Annotated in this window: 12 protein-coding genes; 6 read left to right on the top strand and 6 right to left on the bottom strand. The window is 68.1% G+C overall.

All coding sequences use genetic code 11. From position 1 onward, the window contains the following. Positions 1 to 19: 19 nt before the first annotated feature. On the top strand, positions 20 to 946 hold the full coding sequence (locus tag V9K99_RS24350) for a COX15/CtaA family protein (protein ID WP_337004132.1): 927 nt from the start codon (positions 20 to 22) through the stop codon (positions 944 to 946). A 52-nt stretch (positions 947 to 998) separates the two neighbouring features. Here V9K99_RS24350 and V9K99_RS24345 read toward each other — a convergent pair whose 3' ends face one another. Continuing rightward, positions 999 to 2,081, bottom strand: a complete 1,083-nt coding sequence (locus V9K99_RS24345) for a ScyD/ScyE family protein (protein ID WP_337004130.1) — start codon at positions 2,079 to 2,081, stop codon at positions 999 to 1,001. A 1,061-nt stretch (positions 2,082 to 3,142) separates the two neighbouring features. On the opposite strand from V9K99_RS24345, the gene V9K99_RS24340 reads away from it, so the two are divergent. After that, positions 3,143 to 3,781 (top strand): hypothetical protein, encoded by a 639-nt coding sequence (locus V9K99_RS24340; protein WP_337012368.1) that lies wholly within the window; start codon positions 3,143 to 3,145, stop codon positions 3,779 to 3,781. Between the two features lie 47 nt (positions 3,782 to 3,828). Here the strand turns inward: V9K99_RS24340 and glgP are convergent, their stop codons facing one another. Next, positions 3,829 to 6,426 (bottom strand): alpha-glucan family phosphorylase, encoded by a 2,598-nt coding sequence (glgP, locus tag V9K99_RS24335; RefSeq protein WP_337012366.1) that lies wholly within the window; start codon positions 6,424 to 6,426, stop codon positions 3,829 to 3,831. 243 nt (positions 6,427 to 6,669) lie between these two features. Here glgP and V9K99_RS24330 point away from each other — a divergent pair, with 243 nt between their 5' ends. Continuing rightward, positions 6,670 to 8,658 carry an alpha-1,4-glucan--maltose-1-phosphate maltosyltransferase gene (locus tag V9K99_RS24330; protein ID WP_337012364.1) on the top strand — a complete coding sequence of 663 codons (1,989 nt, stop codon included), beginning with the start codon at positions 6,670 to 6,672 and terminating at the stop codon, positions 8,656 to 8,658. A gap of 46 nt (positions 8,659 to 8,704) precedes the next feature. Beyond that, a complete protein-coding gene (locus V9K99_RS24325; protein ID WP_337012362.1) occupies positions 8,705 to 9,097 on the top strand; it encodes a hypothetical protein in 393 nt (130 codons plus the stop codon). Here V9K99_RS24325 and V9K99_RS24320 read toward each other — a convergent pair. Together V9K99_RS24320 and V9K99_RS24315 are read right to left on the bottom strand one after the other, a co-directional pair. Further along, on the bottom strand, positions 9,066 to 10,226 hold the full coding sequence (locus V9K99_RS24320; RefSeq protein ID WP_337012360.1) for a threonine synthase: 1,161 nt from the start codon (positions 10,224 to 10,226) through the stop codon (positions 9,066 to 9,068). The two genes, V9K99_RS24325 and V9K99_RS24320, sit on opposite strands and share 32 nt — an antisense overlap. Before the next feature lie 11 nt (positions 10,227 to 10,237). Then, entirely contained in the window at positions 10,238 to 10,858 is a 621-nt protein-coding gene (locus V9K99_RS24315; protein WP_337012358.1) for a winged helix-turn-helix domain-containing protein, read from the bottom strand. Positions 10,859 to 11,219: 361 nt separating this feature from the next. Between V9K99_RS24315 and V9K99_RS24310 the strand changes: the two genes are divergently transcribed. Beyond that, positions 11,220 to 15,581 (top strand): S8 family serine peptidase, encoded by a 4,362-nt coding sequence (locus V9K99_RS24310; protein WP_337012356.1) that lies wholly within the window; start codon positions 11,220 to 11,222, stop codon positions 15,579 to 15,581. A gap of 63 nt (positions 15,582 to 15,644) precedes the next feature. Then, on the top strand, positions 15,645 to 16,253 hold the full coding sequence (locus V9K99_RS24305) for a Type 1 glutamine amidotransferase-like domain-containing protein (protein ID WP_337012354.1): 609 nt from the start codon (positions 15,645 to 15,647) through the stop codon (positions 16,251 to 16,253). 82 nt (positions 16,254 to 16,335) lie between these two features. On the opposite strand, the gene V9K99_RS24300 is transcribed toward V9K99_RS24305, so the two are convergent. Together V9K99_RS24300 and V9K99_RS24295 are read right to left on the bottom strand one after the other, a co-directional pair. Beyond that, complete coding sequence (locus V9K99_RS24300; protein ID WP_337012352.1) at positions 16,336 to 16,908, bottom strand: winged helix-turn-helix domain-containing protein; 573 nt, start codon at positions 16,906 to 16,908, stop codon at positions 16,336 to 16,338. Positions 16,909 to 17,089: 181 nt separating this feature from the next. Beyond that, positions 17,090 to 18,313, bottom strand: a complete 1,224-nt coding sequence (locus V9K99_RS24295; protein WP_337012350.1) for a glycoside hydrolase family 18 protein — start codon at positions 18,311 to 18,313, stop codon at positions 17,090 to 17,092. Positions 18,314 to 18,377 lie beyond the last annotated feature (64 nt).

The raw sequence follows: 18,377 nt of genomic DNA, 5'->3' as shown, positions 1-18,377 counted from the left end.
TCTTTAGAGTGTGCCGGTGATGAGCACGGAGACCCCGCCCCAAGAGACCGCACCAGTCACCGGATTCTGGCGACTGGTGCCCGAGCCGAGCCTGGACGTCGTACGGCGCTGGGGCTGGGCATCGGTGGTGGCGAACATCGGCATCGTGGTGACCGGCGGACTGGTCCGGCTGACCGGGTCCGGACTCGGCTGTCCGACCTGGCCGCAGTGCACCGACGAGTCGTACGTGCCGCACAGCGCACTCGGCATCCACGGCGCGATCGAGTTCGGCAACCGGATGCTCGGATTCGTCGTCGCGGTGATCGCGATCGGCACCTGGCTGGCGGTGATGCGGTACCGGCCGGTGCGCAAGGACCTGCGCAGGCTGGCCACGGCGGCCGCGCTCGGTGTGCCGCTGCAGGCGGTGATCGGCGGTGTCAGCGTGCTGACCGGGCTGAACCCGTGGATCGTGTCCGCGCACTTCCTGGTCTCACCGGTGATCATCACCCTGACCGTATCGATGATGCGGCGGTCCCGGACGAGTCCCTACCCGCACACTCCCCCAGTGGTCCGCGCGCTCGCGACCGCTTGTGTCGTGGCGGTCTGGCTGGCCGTTGCCCTCGGCACCCTGGTGACCGGCGCCGGGCCGCACTCCGGCGATCCGGACACCGGGCGGAACGGGTTCGACGAGACGTTGATCAGTCAGCTGCACGCGGACGTCGTGTTCGCCCTGCTGGGCATCTCGGTCGCGCTGGTGATCGCCACCCGGGTGACGGCGACCTCCCGGACGCTGCGGAAGCTGGCGGCGTGGTTGCTGGCGATGGAGCTACTGCAGGGAGTCGTCGGCTTCACGCAGTACTTCACCGGACTCCCCTGGGTCCTGGTGCTCTTCCACATGTTCTTCGCCGCGGTGCTGATCGCCCTGGTGACAGCTGTGTACGGCGAACGCGGTACACCGGCCACCTAGTGGGACCCGGGGCGCCTGGCCCGGTGAGTAGACCTGACGCCCCGGGTTGCTCTTACTTCTTCACCACTTGGTAGACGGCCCCTGGTGGACCGAACAGTGGTGCTGTCACGTAGACCTTGCCCGTCCTGCTGATCGCCGTACCGGCAGGCAGCGTCAGCTTGCCTGGGGCAAGCTCTTTCTTGAACCCGGCCTTGTGCCACTTACCGGGGAACTGCAGGTAGAGCGAGCCCACGCCCGAGCCGCCCATCTCCCACTTCAGCCAGCTGACCTTCGCCAGCTCGACCACCGCGAGCGTGCCCTTCGGGCCACCCGCCAGGTCGACGATCGACGTGTAACCGTCGGCGTAGCGCTTGCAGTTGCCCTTGTACGGCTTGGCCGGGTCGCAGACCGCGTTGTACGAGCCGGGCTTGATCCGCCAGATCTGCGACGTACCTGGCGTCGCCGGGAAGCCGCGGAGCTCACCGACGTACCAGTAGCCGTCCGAGCCGACGGCCACCGACGTGGCGACCGCCTCGGCCGTGATCGGCGTACCAGCAGGCGGCGCGTCCGGACCGAGACCCGCGGGCGTCTTGACCACGCGCGGCTTCAACCGGGCCACGGTCTTGATGTGGCCGTTGGGCCAGACCCTGAGCAGGTCGTTGCCGGCGGCATCGGCGACCAGGACCGTGCCGTCCTTCAGCGCGGCGACGCCGTACGGGTTGGACTCCGTCGGCGGGCCGTCCTGCTGGTTGTCCGGATCCGGATCCTTCAGCTGGTACTTGCCGATGTCGGCGATCTTCAGCGGCGCCTTGCCCGGCCGCAGCTTGTACAACGTCGCGCTCCCCGGCGGCAGCGGCGCCCCCGGCTCGCCACCCGCACCGGTCAAGGCGTAGGTGACACCCCACTTGTTCGTATCGATCGCCGGCGGGAACCCGCCCGGCACCTGGCCCAGCTTGCGGATGATCTTGCCACCGGCCCAGGCCTCGTAGACCGAGCCGTCGCCGACGCTGTAGATGATCTTCCCGCCGAATGTGGCCACCCCCCGCGGACTGGTCAGACCGGAGACGATCGGTTTGATGGTGGTGCCGTGCTTCTGCCCGCCCGCTTCGGCCGGCGCGGCCACCAGCGCGGACCCGGCGAGTGCCAGCGCTGCCACGGCAGCAATACGTGTTCGTACCCCCACTGCGAACCCCCTGAATCTGTGTCTCCCCAGGCGTGGATCCCCCTCCACAGACCGACCCATCGCAGCATCAGATAACGATCAGGTCAACGAGAGAACTCCACGCAACCGAACCACCACGACGCGCAAACGCCTTGTCCACCACACACAGTGCCCATTCCTCCACCCAGAGTGCACCCAACCAGATGCCCTAGGCAACAGTCCCCGCCTTTTCGGCTAACGGCCGCTGGAGTTGAGGGGGTGGTTTGGGGTTCTGCCGGTTGGTTTGGGTGCGGGTTGATTTGGTGGGGAGACGGGTCGTGGTTTCGCGGTCTCCGCTGCGTGATGGTGCTGGTCGGGGCGGTGCGCGTCAAGGGCGCCTTCGGCGTCCGCTTCGCGGATCGAACAAGTTCGCCCCTTGACCCACACCACCCCGACCAGGGAAGGCCGCAGCTACGCGGATCCCGCGAGAAGTGCAGCCCGAACAGTCGGGGACCTGGTCGGTCGAGGGGACCCCGCTTCGTGGAGCTGTGGTGTCGTGGATCGGTGCTGAGGGCAAAGGGTTCGCCGAGTCGTGGATCTCTCCAGATCTTGCCGGGAGACGACAGATATCCACGACTCGGCGGCTGCTTGGGCCGGGGATCCCAGGATCCGGACGGTTTCGGCCGGATGGTGGTCAATCCGCGTGAAAGCCGGAACCTCGTACACCGGGCGGGGACCTCGGACACCTGATCAGATGTCCGAGGCCCCCAAAAGGTGTTCAAGGTCCGCCGATTGCGCCAAATCTCCCCGGATCCAGGCCGGCCCACCGGATCCACCCGCGCAGTGTGACCACTCGGGTGAGCAGCTCCGGGATAGCTGCGTCCTTCCCTGGTCGTGGTGGTGTGAGTCAAGGGGCGGAGCTCCCGAAGGGACGCCGAAGGCGCCCTTGACTCACACCACCACGACTAGCACACTCACGCAGCCCGGAGCCGCGACACCACAGTCCCTTTTACTCGCAGCACGCCACAACCACAGTTGTCGTACCGGAGAACCCGACAACCACAAGTCACCTTCGCATGCCGAAGTACGTCGACCGCAGTACGACGGAAGCCTCCGCCGAGCCGACGCGCGCCGTACCTGGGATCGCTCAGGATCGCAAGGGAAGCGAATCCGAGCGACGGGAGAAGGAGATGAGTAGCGCAACACTGGAGGCGACGACGGCGGCCGGCAAGCCATGGCGGTTGGGCGGGACGACGCGGAAGGCCGTGTTGGTGCTGCACATCGCGTCGGTCGGGTCGTGGCTGGGGATCGATGTGGTGATGGCGGTGTTGACGTTCACCGCGTTAGGGACCGACAGCACGAGCACGAAGGCCCTGTGTTTCCGGGTGCTCGAGCTCGTGACGGTGTGGCCGATGACCGTGTCCGGGCTGACCTGTCTGGTGACCGGCGTACTGCTGGCGTTGGGCAGCAAGTACGGGCTGACCAAGTACTGGTGGGTCGTCGTGAAGCTCTGCCTCAACCTGCTGCTGAGCACCCTCGTGCTGGTCGCCCTGCGACCAGGTGTGGCCGAGCTGGCCGATCGAGGTGAAGTGAACGACCTCGCCGTACCGATCGGCGACATGATCTACCCGGCGATCGTCTCGCCGACGCTGTTGATGGTCGCGGTGATCCTGTCGGTGTTCAAACCGTGGGGCCTACTGCGTAAGAAGAAGTAGGACGCGAAGGGCCCCGCCCGGTGAGGCGGGCGGGGCCATCTACGCGGTCAGAATTCGGAGCCGACCGGCAGATCCGGAGTGGACGGGTCCTCCGGGTCGGAGGGGCCGGCGGCCAGGCCGAGTTCGGCGGGGCTGGCGAGGCCGGGGTGCTTCGGTACGACGCGGACGGTGTAGCCGAAGGGGCCGGTGCGGTCCAACTTCAGCTCGCCCTCGTACCGGTGCCGGTTGCCCTCGTACGTCTCCGCCAGCGACAGGGACGCGCGGACCGGGTCCTTGATCTCGTCGTTGGAGTCGACGCGGCCGTGCAGCACCTCGACGTCGATGTCCTGCGGCTTGAGGTCGCCGAGCGCCGCGAAGGCGCGGATGCCGACGTTGGTGCCGAGCTGCGGTACGTCGCCCAGGCCCTGCAGTTCGACGTGGTCGACCCGGATCTGCGGCCAGGCAGTCCGGACCTTCTTCTTCCACGCGGCCAGGTCGCGGGCGCCGTCGTACGTGGCGTTCAAGGACCGCGACGACAAGGCGGACGGGACGTAGAGCCGCTCGACGTAGTCGCGGACCATCCGGGTGGCGAGCACCTTCGGGCCAAGCTCCTTGATCGTGTGCCGCAGCATCTCGATCCAGCGGCCCGGCACCTCACCGTCGTAGAACCGCGGCGCGACCTGCTTCTCGATCAGGTCGTACAGCGCGTGCGCCTCGAGGTCGTCACGCCGGTCGGTGTCCTCGATCCCCTCCGCGGACGGGATCGCCCAGCCGAACTCGTCGTCGTACCACTCGTCCCACCAGCCGTCGCGGATGGACAGGTTGAGGGCACCGTTCAGCGCCGCCTTCATGCCGGACGTGCCGCACGCCTCGTACGGGCGGAGCGGGTTGTTCAGCCAGACGTCGCAGCCCGGGTACATCGGCTGGGCCAGCGCGATGTCGTAGTCGGGCACGAACACGATCCGGTGCCGGACCTCCGGGTCGTCGGCGAACCGGACCATCTCCTGGATCAGCTTCTTGCCACCCTCGTCGTGCGGGTGCGCCTTACCCGCGATGACGATCTGGACCGGCCGCTGCGGGTGCAGCAGCAGCGACTTCAGCCGCTCCGGGTCGCGCAGCATCAGCGTCAGCCGCTTGTACGACGGAACGCGCCGGGCGAAGCCCATCGTCAGCACGTCCGGGTCGAGGATCGAGTCGACCCAGCCGAGCTCGGCCTCGCTGGCGCCGCGGTTCAGCCAGGACTGGCGGACCCGGGCCCGGGTGTCGTCGATGAACCGCTGCCGCAGGATCCGCTTGGTCTCCCAGATCTGCGCGTCGGTGGTCTTGTCCAGCCCCGCGAAGATGCCGTCGGCATCGGCCGTGTCGGTCGCGGCGAAGGTCAGGTCGTTGATCTCCCGGGCCACCCAGGTCGGCGCGTGCACACCGTTGGTGATCGAGGTGATCGGTACGTCGGTCGCGTCGAAGCTCGGCCACAGCCCGGAGAACATCCCCCGGCTGACCACGCCGTGCAGCTTGGACACGCCGTTGGCGCGCTGGGCCAGCCGCAGACCCATGATCGCCATGTTGAAGACGCCCGGGTCGCCGCCCTCGAAGTCCTCGGCACCGAGCTCGAGGATCCGGTCGACCGGCACCCCTTCGCCGAACGCGTCCGGCGAGAAGTGCTGCTGGATCAGCTCGACCGGGAACCGGTCGATACCGGCCGGCACCGGGGTGTGGGTGGTGAACACGGTCCCGCCGCGGGCCACCTCGAGCGCGGTGTCGAAGTCGACGCCCTGGTCGGCGGCCAGCTCGCGGATCCGCTCGATGCCGAGGAAGCCGGCGTGACCCTCGTTGGTGTGGAACACCTCGGGCGCCGGGTGGCCGGTGATCCGGCAGAACTCACGGACCGCGCGGACACCGCCGACGCCGAGCAGCAGCTCCTGGAGCAGGCGGTGCTCCGTCGTACCGCCGTACAGCCGGTCGGTCACCTCGCGCTCGGCGGGCTCGTTCTCCTCCATGTCGGAGTCGAGCATCAGCAGCGGCACCCGGCCGACCTGGGCGACCCAGATCTGGGCGTGCAACTGCCGGTTGCCGGGCAGGGTCAGGGTGACGGTCGCGGGCGCGTCTCCGTCGCGGAGCAGGCTGATCGGCAGCCCGTCCGGGTCCACCAGCGGGTAGCGCTCCTGCTGCCAGCCCTCGCGGTTCAGCGACTGCGCGAAGTACCCGTGCCGGTAGAGCAGGCCGACACCGATCAGCGGCACGGCGAGGTCGCTGGCCGCCTTCAGGTGGTCTCCGGCCAGGATGCCGAGGCCGCCGGAGTACTGCGGCAGCACGTGAGTGATGCCGAACTCCGGGGAGAAGTAGGCCACCGAGCTGACCGGCGAACCGGCGTCGGTCTGGAACCAGCGGTCGTCGGTCACGTAGCCGTTCAGGTCGGCTACGGCCAGTTCGAGCCGGCGCAGGAAGGCTTGGTCGTTGGCCAGCTCGTCGAGCCGGGCCGCCGGGACCTCACCGAGAAGCTTGACCGGGTCACCGCCGGTGCTCCGCCACAACTGCGGGTCGACCGCCTCGAAGACGTCCTGCGTCTCCGGGTGCCAGGCCCAGCGGAGGTTGTTCACCAGGGTGCCCAGCCCGGTCAGCTGCTCGGGCAGGACAGGGCGGACGGAAAATCGTCGTATCGCTCGCACCGGGACACCGTACCGGCCCGAGGCCAGCACGGCACCCTCGGCCTGCATCGATCTTGCAACGCGAGCAAGATTTTGCAGGTCCTTTTCAATGGCTGGTCACCGATGTTCCACCCTCTGGACCGAAACCGTGACCACTGCATGTCACGTCCGGCCACTGGGAACCGATAACGTCAGTCCTGTAGTTCTTCAGGTACTTCCCCATCCGCCGGATCCGCTATCAGAAAGCGAAGGTTCGTCTACGCCATGACTGGGCGCATCCCGATCACCGACGTCACCCCGACCGTCGACGCCGGAGCGTATCCGGCCAAGGCATCCGTCGGCGAGACGTTCACCATCGCGGCAACGGTCTTCCGTGAGGGCCATGACGCCGTGAATGCGAACGTCGTGCTGACCTCGCCGACCGGGCAGACCAGACGGATGCTGATGGCACCGGTCGGCCAGGGCTCGGACCGGTGGACGGTCGACGTGACGCTGCAGGAGCAGGGCGCGTGGACGTTCGCGGTCGAGGGCTGGAGCGACCCGTACGGCACCTGGCGGCACAACGCCGAGATCAAGGTGCCGGCCGGGATCGACGTGGACCTGATGTTCGCCGAGGGTGCCGCGTTCTTCGACCGTGCGGCCGCCGGCGTGCCCCCCGCCGTACGGGCTGATCGGGGGACGCTGACCGATGCCGCGCACGCGCTGGCCAACGGCGCGCTGCCGCCGGAGGCACGGCTGGCCGCGGGGATCTCGCCGCAGGTCCGGGCCGCGCTCGGGCGCTACCCGGTGCGCGAGCTGATCACGTCGTCGGAGACGTTCCCGGTGTGGGTCGACCGGGAACGCGCGCTGTACGGCAGCTGGTACGAGTTCTTCCCACGTTCGGAGGGTGCGAAGTACGACGAGGCGACCGGGCAATGGACGTCCGGGACCTTCCGTACGGCGGCCAAGCGGCTGGACGCGGTCGCGAGCATGGGCTTCGACATCCTCTACGTGCCGCCGATCCACCCGATCGGCCACTCGTTCCGCAAGGGACCGAACAACACCCTCGACCCGAAGCCCGGTGACCCCGGTTCGCCGTGGGCGATCGGCTCGGCCGAGGGCGGTCACGACGCGATCCACCCCGAGCTGGGCACCTTCGAGGACTTCGACTACTTCGTCGGCCGGGCCCGTGAGCTCGGTCTCGAGGTCGCCATCGACCTGGCCCTGCAGGCGTCGCCGGACCATCCGTGGGTGACCGAGCACCCGAAGTGGTTCAGCGTTCGCGCGGACGGCTCGATCGCGTACGCCGAGAACCCGCCGAAGAAGTACCAGGACATCTACCCGATCAACTTCGACAACGATCCCGAGGGCATCTACGCCGAGGTGCTGCGGATCGTGCGGCTGTGGATCTCGCACGGGGTGACCGTGTTCCGGGTCGACAACCCGCACACCAAGCCGGTCAACTTCTGGGAGTACCTGCTCGGCGAGATCCGCAAGACCGACCCGGACGTGGTGTTCCTGTCCGAGGCGTTCACCCGGCGGCCGATGATGCGCGAGCTGGCCAAGGTCGGCTTCCACCAGTCCTACACGTACTTCACCTGGCGCAACGAGAAGTGGGAACTGGAGGAGTACCTGCAGGAGCTGACCCAGGAGACCGCGCACTTCCTGCGGCCGAACTTCTTCGTCAACACGCCGGACATCCTGACCGCGTACCTGCAGTACGGCGGACCGGGCGCGTTCAAGATCCGGGCGGCGATCGCGTCGACCGCGTCACCGACCTGGGGTGTGTACGCCGGTTTCGAGCTGTTCGAGCATGTCGCGTTGCGGCCGGGGTCGGAGGAGTACCTCGACACCGAGAAGTTCCAGTTCCGGCCGCGGGACTGGGATGCCGCGGCCGCCGAGGGTCGCACGCTGGCGCCGTACCTGACGCTGCTGAACAACATCCGCCGTCGCCACCCGGCCCTGCAGCAGCTACGCAACCTGACGCTGCACACGGTCGAGGACGAGGCGATCATGTGCTACTCGAAGCGCATCACCGGGCCGGACGGGCACAGTGACACGGTTCTCGTGGTGGTGAACACCGATCCGCACTCGGTCCGCGAGTCGATGGTCCACCTCGACATGGCCGCCCTCGGCATGCGCCCCGAGGACACCTTCACCGTGTACGACGAGATCACCGGCGCCACCTGGCGCTGGGGCCAGCAGAACTACGTCAAACTCGACCCCAACGGCGACCCCGCCCACATCCTCGCCATCCGCCGCGGCCAAGCCTGACCCGATCCGTGAGATCCTCTCCCCCACGGTGAAGTGGGGGAAGAGGATGTCAGTTCTCGAACGACTCTCGGCGGAGACCCGTCGCCGAACCGGTTGGCTCGTCCCGGTGACCGCGGGATGGGTTGCCGGCGCGATCGCACCCGGATCGGGCGAAGTGGTCGGCCGGAGCACTCAGCTCTGGTACGGCGGCCTGGGGCTGGCCGGTGTACTGATCGGCTTGTGGCGGTTCAGTCCACGGGAGCTGGCGGAGCGGCTGTTCGTGGCCGGCGGCGCGTTCCTGCTGTTGTGTGTCCTTCTCCTGCTGCCGATCGAGGGCGAGCTGCGGGAAGACCAGTACGTGCTGTACTTCTGCCTCGGCATCGTAGCCGGTCTGATTCTCGCCACGCGGTTGCAGCGAGCCGGGACCGCTAAGCCAGCGGAACAGTCTCCGGGTACTTGAGGCCGAGGCCGGTGTTGAGGGCTACGACCTGGTCGTCGGGGTGGATCCAGCCGGACTCGCGGAGGCGGCGGACGGCGGCGAAGGTGGCGGCTCCCTCGGGGCAGATGAAGGCGCCCTCGAGCCGAGCCAGCAGGTGTTGTTCGGCCAGGATGGTTTCGTCGTCGACGGCAACGGCGCAACCGCCGGTGTCCGCGATCGCTTGCAGGACGAGGAAATCACCGAGCGCCTTCGGCACGGTGATGCCGAAGGCAACGGTCTTGGCGTCGGGCCACGGTTCGCTCTCGGGCAGGCCTTTCTCGTAGGCCTGGACGATGGGTGCGCAACCGGTCGACTGTACGGCGACCAGGCGCGGGAGCGGGCCGTCGATCCAACCCAACTCGCGGAGCTCGACGAGCGCCTTCCAGATGCCGATGATGCCGACCCCGCCGCCGGTCGGGTAGAGGATGACGTCGGGCAACTGCCAGCCGAGCTGCTCGGCGATCTCCAGGCCCATCGTCTTCTTGCCCTCGATCCGGTACGGCTCCTTCAACGTCGAGACGTCGAAGTACCCCGGCTGCTCGCGGATGAACGCCGCCGCGTCACCGATCAGCCCGTCCACCAGGTGCAGCTCGGCACCCACGACCTTCACCTCGCGCCGGCAGATCTCCGGTGCCGCGATCGGCATCGCGATCAACGCCGTCATCCCGGCCCGGGCGGCGTACGCGGCCCACGACGAGCCGGCGTTTCCGTTCGTCGGCATCGCGATCTTCCGTACGCCGACCTCGTACGCACGCGACACCCCGACTGCCGCACCACGCGCCTTGAACGTGCCGGTCGGGATCAGCCCCTCATCCTTCATCAGCAACCGTTCGACCCCGACCTCGCGCCCGTACCGCGGCAACGGCAGCAGCGGGGTCATCCCCTCCCCCAGCGTCACCACGTTCTCCGGCGACCGCACCGGCAGCAGCTCGTGATACCGCCACAGGTCCGGCGGCCGCGCGGCCAACTCGTCCTTGGTCAGCCTCACTGAAGGTACGTCGTACCGGGCCAGCAAAGGTGATCCGCACGGGCACAGCCCGATGACCTGATCGGCGTCGTGAGTCAGACCGCACTTGGGACACTCGAGATGACTGAGCGCTGAGAACGTCACACCTGCAGAAACTACCCCGCGCGCAGATTGGTGATCGTCGGGCGTTGGTGGTCGGTGAGGCGGAAGCCGGTGCCGCGGACGGCGTCGATGGTGACGGTGGTGCCGAGGTCGTCGAGTTTGCGGCGGAGGCGTTTGACGACCGAGTGGATGTCGGCCGTGCCGCGCAGGTGCCGGTTGCGCCAGACGGTTTGGTGCAGGGCGTCGTACGTCCAGACTCGCAGCGGCGCCGACATCAGCCGGGTGAGCAGGTCGTGCTCGAGCTCGGTGAGCTGGACCTCGCGATCGCGCCACCGGGCGACCGATCGGGCCCGGTCGATGGTCAGCACGTCGGCATCGGGCTCACCCACGGACGCCTGCCGGGCCGTCGAGTCGATCTCCGCGGGCTCCGGCTGCTCCGGTTGTTCAGGCGCCGGCGGGGGTTGCTGCGCGGGGACGAGCAACCGGCGCAGTTCTTCGAGACTGGACACGAGCAGCAGCGGAGCGACGTCGTCGACGAGTTCGGCGAGCCGGACCCGTTCGTCCGGTGAGGCCGCGACCGCGATCAGCAGCGGGAACGGCGTCCGGTCGGTCGGGGTCAGATCGGTCGGGGTCAGATCGGCGTCCGCAGGGGCGGGTACACGGGCGGTGACCATCTGATCACAATGTCAACCTCTGCCTTGGATCGTCAACGAACTGACAACCTTTGACCACTTTGCCTGGATCGGTGCGACGGCTAGTCACATCTTGCTCACGAAGTGTGCTTGTTACCACGTTGTTCTGACACATAGGGTCCACGTCAGGCTCACGGTGTCACATGCCGCGACCTGGGGGGCACGCAGCGTTCGCTTGACTGGTTCATCCGCCTGATGGCCGGCACCGCGCGACCGGGCCTGCACCTCTGCACCAGATGACTCGGGGGAGTCAACTCGGGGTCGTTACCAGTGAGGGGCTGCAGAGATGTCACATCAACCACGTAGGGGGCTCGCCAGATCGCTGGTGGGCGCCCTGGCGACGGTGGCAGTCGTCGCGACCGGGATGGCCGCCGCCGGCCAGGCCCAGGCCGCGCCGCCCACCAAACCCGAAGCCACGCCGACTCCGGCGAGCAAGATCAAGCCGGAGCTGATGGCGAAGCTGGACGGCAAGGACGCCAAGGAGGCGACCGACTACTGGGTCCGGTTCGCCGCCAAGGCCGATCTGACCGCCGCCAGCAAGATCACCGACTGGAACGAGCGCGGCACCGCCGTCGCCGCGGCGCTGAAGAAGTCCGCCGCGGAGAGCCAGGCCAAGGTGCGCGCCGAACTCGACGCAGCGAACGTGAAGTACAAGGCGTTCTGGGGCACGAACGCGATCCGGATCAGCAGCGGAACGCTCGAGCTGGCCCAGAACCTGGCCAACCACACCGAGGTCGAGGGTCTCTACAACCCGACCGCCGTCGAGGTGCCGAAGGTCACCCCGGCCGAGCGGGCGAACGAGATCAACGCGCTCGAGTGGGGTATCGCCAACATCAACGCCGACGACGTCTGGGCCCAGTACGGCGACAAGGGCGCGGGCATCGTCATCGCCAACATCGACACCGGGGTGCAGTACGACCACCCGGCGCTGGTGAACTCCTACCGCGGCAACAACGGCGACGGGACGTTCAACCACAACTACAACTGGTTCGACGCGGCCGGCACCTCGCCGACCGCACCGTCCGACGGCAACGGCCACGGCACCCACACGATGGGCACCATGGTCGGCGACGACGGCGCGGGCAACCAGATCGGCGTCGCGCCGGCGGTCAAGTGGATCGCAGCGAACGGCTGCTGCCCCAGTGACGCGGCGCTGATCGAGTCGGGTCAGTGGATGCTCGAGCCGACCGACCTCGCCGGGGCGAACCCGGACGCGAGCAAGCGGCCGAACATCATCAACAACTCGTGGGGTTCGACCCAGCCGTCGAACGACCCGTTCATGGAGGACATCACGCTGGCCTGGACCGCGTCCGGCATCTTCGGCGCGTTCGCGAACGGCAACAGCGGATCCCTCGGCTGCCAGAGCAGCGGGTCGCCGGGCTCCCTGACCAGCAACTACTCGGTCGGTGCCTACGACATCAACAACAACGTCGCCTCGTTCTCCGGCCGCGGTGTCGGCCAGAACGGCACGATCAAGCCGAACATCTCGGCCCCGGGCGTCAACGTCCGGTCCAGCCTGCCCGGCAGCACCTACGGCAGCTTCAACGGTACGTCGATGGCAACGCCACACCTCGCGGGCGCCGTCGCACTGCTGTGGGCCGCCTCGCCGGTGCTCAAGGGTGACGTCAACGCGACCCGGGCACTGCTGAACGGGACCGCGATCGACAAGGCCGACAGCCAGTGCGGTGGCACCACGGAGAACAACAACGTCTACGGCCAAGGCCGTCTGGACGCGTTGGCTCTGCTGAACGCCGCGCCGATCGGTGACACCGGCACACTGGCCGGTACGGTGACCGCGGCGACCGGCGGTACCCCGCTGGCCGGCGCAAGCGTGACGGTGAAGGCAGCCGGTCAGCCCGACCGTGTCCTCACCACCACGAGCACCGGTGCGTTCTCGACCGTACTGCCGGCCGGCAGCTACGACCTGACCGTGGCGTCGTTCGGGTACGTGACCCAGACCGACACTGCCGTCATCACCACCGGCGCCACCACCACGAAGAGCTACGCCCTGGCCAGCGCTCCGCAGGTCAACGTCGGTGGCACCATCATGGACGGCTCCGGCCACGGCTGGCCGCTGTACGCGAAGGTGACCGTCGAAGGTCCGGGCGGTGTGTTCGACTACACGACGCCGAGCAACGGCCGCTTCAGCCTGAAGGTGCCGTCGAGTGCGTCGTACTCGCTGAAGATCGAGTCGCAGTACCCGGGCTACCAGACAGTCAGCCAGCCGATCACGGTCGGCACCGGCAACCTGACCAAGAACGTCGCGGTCCCGGTCCGCACCGACGCCTGCACTACCGCGCCCGGTTACAAGTGGGGCTCGGACGGCGTCTTCGAGACGTTCGACTCCGGTGACAAGCCGGGCAACTGGACCGTCGTCGACAACAAGGGCAACGGCCAGGTCTGGCAGTTCAACGACCCGGGCAACCGGGGCAACCTGGCCGGCGGCACCGGCAAGTTCGCGGTCATCGACAGCGACAAGTACGGTCCCGGCGGCTCGCAGGACACCTCGCTGGTCAGCCCGGTGGTGGACCTGAGTGCGGTCGCCGCTCCGGTGATCCGGTTCAACCAGGACCTCAACTGGCTCGGCGGCGAGAAGGCCGACGTGGACCTGTCGATCGACGGCGGGACCACCTGGACCAACGTGCTCACCCAGGCCGCGGACGTCCGCGGTGTCAAGGAGATCGCGATCCCGCAGGCGGCCGGCAAGTCCGCCGTGCAGGTCCGGTTCCACTACTACAACGCCTCGTACGAGTGGTGGTGGATCGTCGACAGCGTACTGATCGGCAGCCAGGTCACCTGTGAGGCCAACGGCGGCGGCATCGTCGTCGGCAACGTCAAGGACGCCAACACGAACGGCTTCGTGAACGGTGCGGTCGTCACCCGCGACGGCAACGCCGCGGAGACCGGTACCTCCGTGGCGACGCCCGAGGACACCGGCCTGAACGACGGCTTCTACTGGCTGTACTCCTCGGAGTCCGGCGCGCAGGGCTTCACCGCGAAGGCCGGCAACTACGTCAGCTCGAACCAGAGCGTGGACGTGGAGGCCGACTGGACCACGACGGCCGACTACACGCTGGCGGCCGGCAAGCTGGCCATCACTCCGGGCAGCATCACCGGCAACCTGAAGCTGCCCACCGGCAAGGTGACCAAGTCGTTCACCGTCACCAACACCGGCGGTGCGCCGGTCGACGTGAAGTTCGGTGAGAAGGACAACGGCTTCGTCCTGCAGAACGCGAACGGCACCACCACCAGCAAGAACCAGGTGCTGAACAGCACCGGGGCCCCGCTGCAGCGGCTCGAGGTGCCCACCTCGTTCGCACAGCTGCTGTCGGGCAAGACGGCCGGTACGCCGGCCGCCGCCCAGCCGCTCGCGGCGCCGTGGACCGATATCGCGGACTACCCGTCGACCGTGATGGACAACCGGGTGGTCAACGTCGACGGCAAGACCTACTCGATTGCCGGTGGCAACGGTAGTGCCTCGACCGGGAACAGCTACGTGTACGACCCGGCGACGCTGGCCTGGACCGCCATCGCGCCGCTGCCGGGTGCTCGCAATGCCATCACCGTCGGCGTCGTGGGCGGCAAGATCATCGCCAGCTCCGGCTGGGGTGCCTCCGGTCCGGACGCGGCGACCTGGTCCTACGACCCGGCCGCCAACGCCTGGACCTCGGTGGCCGCCAACCCGGCTCCGCGGGCCGCGGCCGGTCAGGCCGTCGTCGACGGCAAGCTGTACGCCGTCGGTGGCTGCACGACCTCCAGCTGCCTCCCGATGAGCAACACCGTCGTCCGCTACGACGCGGCGGCGAACAGCTGGGAGACCCTGGCGAACTACCCGAAGTCGATCGCGTTCGCATCCTGCGGCGCCATCGACGGCAAGGTGTACTGCGCCGGCGGTAACGACGGGGCGGCTTCGCTGAAGTCGGCGTACGTCTACGACCCGGGCACCAACGCCTGGTCCGCGGTCGCCGACGCGCCGGCCGACCACTGGGCGGCGTCGTACGCCGTGGCCGGCGGCAAGCTGCTGGTCGTCGGCGGTGTCCAGGCCGGCGCGGTCACCAACGCCGGCTTCGCCTACGACCCGGCCGCCGACTCCTGGTCGGCACTGCCGAACGCCAACCTGCCGCGGTACCGCGGTGGTGCGGCGTGTGGCTTCTACAAGGTCGGCGGTTCCTCCGGTGGCTTCACCGCCACGGTGGACAGTGAGGCCCTGCCGGGTCTCGAGGACTGCGCCGAGTCGTCGGCGGACGTGAGCTGGCTGTCCATCGACAAGACCGAGGCCACCCTGGCCCCGGGCGCGTCGACGACGGTCAAGGTCACGCTCACCGCGAGCGTCGACCAGCCCGGCACCTACAGCGGGGCGGTCACGATCGGCGAGAACACGCCGTACCAGGTCGCTCCGGTGGCCGTGACGATGAACGTCACCCCGCCGACCACCTGGAGCAAGCTGCTCGGCACTGTCACGGGCGTCAGCTCGACCGGTGTCTCGGCTCCGCTCCCGGGGGCGATCGTCCAGGTCGACTCGTGGGCCCAGTCGTACACCTTCATCACCGACAAGGACGGCAACTACGCCTACTGGCTGGACCGTCGCAACAACCCGCTCACCCTGATCGCCGCCAAGGACGGCTACAAGCCCCAAACCCGCACGACGCGGTTGATCGCCGGTGAACCGGTGATCGAAGACTTCGCCCTGAAGTCCATCAGGTAGCAGTCACGTAGTTCAGGCCGGCCCTCGCCCACCCGGGCGGGGGCCGGTCGCTACGTTGAGGGCGTGCATGTGTTCTTAGGCAGTCAGGGCCTCGGCGCCTTTCCCGGCTGGCTCGAGGAGCTGCCCAAGCGTCCTCGGCGGGTCGTGCTCATCCCGACGGCCGGCAATCCGTTGCCGGCCACACCGTGGGTGGACGTGGCGAAGGGCGTACTCGCCGAATGCGGTCTGACGGTGTCGACATTCGACCTCGAAGGCGCTGCTGCCGGCGACGTGGACGCCGTACTGGCTGATGTGGATCTGGTGTTCGTCACCGGTGGGCAGCCGATCTTCCTACTGGAGCACGCTCAGCGGAGCGGGTTCGCGAATGCTGTGCCGCAGGCTGTGCGTGCTGGTGAGCTCGCGTACGCCGGAGTCTCGGCCGGCGCCATCCTCACTGCTCCTGACTTGGAGCTGTACGACGCTCCCGACGACCCCGGCGAGGTGAAGTCGACCGCCGGGCTCGGGCTGGCGAGCTTCTACCCTCTCGTCCACACCAACCGCGGCCGCCACGACCGCTACACGCGACTGATAGCCGCTCACCCGGATCTCGACTTCATCCCCTACAACGACGACGAAGCCCTCGTCCTCACCGCCGACACAGTCGCCCGCCGCCCGTCACCAATCAAGGCGTAGTCCTCAAGGGCGGATGGTACGAACCGACGGCCAGGGGTAACACCTCACGCGCCAGTCACGGCCTGGCGTGAACGGGCCTCAGTCAGGTCGTGGCGAGGAGGTGGAAGCCCACGCCTCGGACGGCGTGGATGGTTACGGTGGCGCCTAGGTTGGCGAGTTTTTGGCGGAGGCGCTTGACGACTGAGTGGATGTGCGAGCCGTGGCCGAGGTGTTCGTTGCCCCAGACCGCGTGGTGCAGGCGCTGGTAGGTCCAGACGCGGCCGGGCTCCTTGACCAGGCAGTGCAGGAAGTCGTGCTCCAGCCGGGTCAGCGGCACCTCGCGGTCCTTCCACCGCACGACCCGCCGATCCACGTCCAGGTACAGCTCCGTCTCCAGAGCAGGTACGGCGGCAGCCACCGGAACCGTGGGCACCGACCGCGGCACTGACTCGATCTGGGCAGCGGGCCGGTCAGCGCCGGGCACGACGGTCGGCGTCAGGACGACGGGACCCGCGGGCGATGTCACCGCGGTGAGTTCGAGGAACGCGCGCGCCTGGTCAGCATTGGACACCAGCAACAGCGCCTCCGCGCCACCCAGCAGCCGGACGAGTTGCACCCGCTCGGCCGTGGACGTGGCCACCCCGATGATCAACGACGAGTCCGACGACCTCTCCATATCGAGTCCCCTCCTGGTCAAACACCAGGCACAAGTACCTTTTACGGCGCGAAGTAAGTCAAGCGATTCACCGGGCACCGGGCTGGCACATATGCGACCTGTCCGAGACAGGACAGCGCAACAGTGCGTCCGGGCCCGCCGCGGGGAACGGCGCGGCGGACCCGGACACGTTTTCTCCCGATCAGCCGACTGTCTTGACCGCGGTGATCAGGGTGCCGTTGGCGGTGTCGCCGGACAGCTCCCAGAAGAACGCGCCACCGAGTCCCTGCTGGTTCGCGTACGTCATCTTGCTGCGGATCGTGGCGGGCGTGTCGTACCCCCACCACTGCCCGTTGCAGAAGGCGTACGCCGTACCGCCGACGGTCCCGGTCGACGGGCAGCGGGTCGAGATCAGCTTGTAGTCCTCGATACCGGCCTCGTACTTCCCCGGCGCCGCACCGGTCGCGCGACCACCGGGCGCGGCCTGGGTGACCCCGGTCCAGCCGCGGCCGTAGAACCCGATCCCGAGCAGCAACTTCGATGCCGGGATGCCCTTCGACTTCAGCTTCTGGATCGCCGCGTCACTGTGGAACCCGGCGGTCGGGATCCCGCTGTACGACGTCAGCGGCGAGTGCGGCGCGGTCGGGCCCTGGGCGTTGAACGCACCGAAGTAGTCGTACGTCATCGGCATGATCCAGTCGAGCTTGCCGGCCGCGGCGGCGTAGTTGGTCGCGTCGATCTTGCCGCCGTTCGTGCCGTCGGCGGTGATCGCCGCGGTGACGAGTGCGGACGAGCCGAACCGGTTGCGCAGCGCCGTGACCACGTTGTTGAAGGCATTCGGCCCGGACGTGTCACAGCTCAGGCCGCAGGCGTTCGGGTACTCCCAGTCGATGTCGATCCCGTCGAACACATCGGCCCAGCGCGGGTCCTCGACCAGGCCGTAGCAGGAGTTGGCGAAGGCGGTCGGGTTCTTTGCGGCCTCGGTGAACCCGCCGGACCAGGTCCAGCCGCCGAACGACCAGACCACCTTGATGTTCGGGAACTCGCGCTTCAGCTTGCGCAGCTGGTTGAAGTTGCCGCGCAGCGCACCGGTGTCCCAGGTGTCGGCCACGCCGTCGACCGACGAGGCCGCGTCGTAGAACTTGTCGTACGCCGCGTAGGAGTCGCCGATCGCGCACCGGCCGCCGGCGGTGTTGCCGAACGCGTAGACGATCGTGGTCAGCTTCGCGGCCGAGCCGCTCGTCTTGATGTTCTTCACGTGGTAGTTGCGGTCGTAGACACCCCACTCGGTGAAGTAGCCGACGACCCGCTTGCCGGCGGCGACCGCCTGGGTCCCACTCGGTTCGGCGGTGCGGGCGGCCGCGGGTACGACGCCCGCACCCAACAGAGCCATCGCCGCGGCGACAGCCAGAACTCGGATTCTCATGCGTACCTCCTGGGGGCGGGAGAGGAACTGTCCGCACCCTACCGAGCACATCCAGTTAAGAAAA

Source organism: Kribbella sp. CCNWLW201, assembly GCF_037203805.1.
GTDB lineage: Bacteria > Actinomycetota > Actinomycetes > Propionibacteriales > Kribbellaceae > Kribbella.
This window is presented reverse-complemented; position numbering and strand designations above follow the sequence as displayed.